This is a genomic window from Arthrobacter sp. 05L417, assembly GCF_056397865.1.
Genome location: NZ_JBFTOG010000116.1, coordinates 1 through 554, shown reverse-complemented (window position 1 = coordinate 554; position 554 = coordinate 1). Strand labels below are relative to the sequence as shown.

The window sequence follows — 554 nt, the reverse complement described above, 5'->3', positions numbered from 1 at the left end:
ACACCGCCCGGCGCGCCGCCTGAAATCCTCCAAGAACCGGACCCGGTGCCCTGCCCTTACCGCCTGAAAACGGTGAGAATGGAACCGACCACCGGGCCTGACAGAAAGCCGCCGACCTTGCGAAGAAGCCGGAGCACCGCCGACACCGCCCGGACGCCCGCGCCCGGGCGCCTCGCCGCGGTCCTGGCAGCCGCCGCSGTCCTGGTCTTCGCCCCCGGCATCGCCCAAGCCGCGTTCAACACCACCGCCGGCGCCGCGCTCCCCGTCTCCACCGCCACCCTGGCATCCACCGCCACCGTCAGCGCGTCCTGCCAGGGATCGAGCCTCACCATCACCGTCACCGACTGGGCMCTGACCGATCCCCGCTTCMMAGGCCAGTTCACCGTCACCACCGTCCTCGGGATCGTCGTCTTCACCGGCACCAGCAACCAAAGCGGCGGCGGAACCTACACCGCGAAAATCGTCCCCCACCTCGGAACCTGGAACTGGACCGTCCAAAACCAATACCCCGTCCCCGGCACCAGCAACACCTGGACCGGCACACCCAAGACCGG

The 554-nt window shown here is 69.5% G+C and carries 1 protein-coding gene; it reads left to right on the top strand.

Annotated features, from left to right (window positions below; all coding sequences use genetic code 11):
* Positions 1-117: 117 nt before the first annotated feature.
* The coding region (locus AC1DJW_RS26560) for a hypothetical protein (RefSeq protein WP_476902968.1) at positions 118-554 on the top strand (437 nt) is incomplete at its 3' end.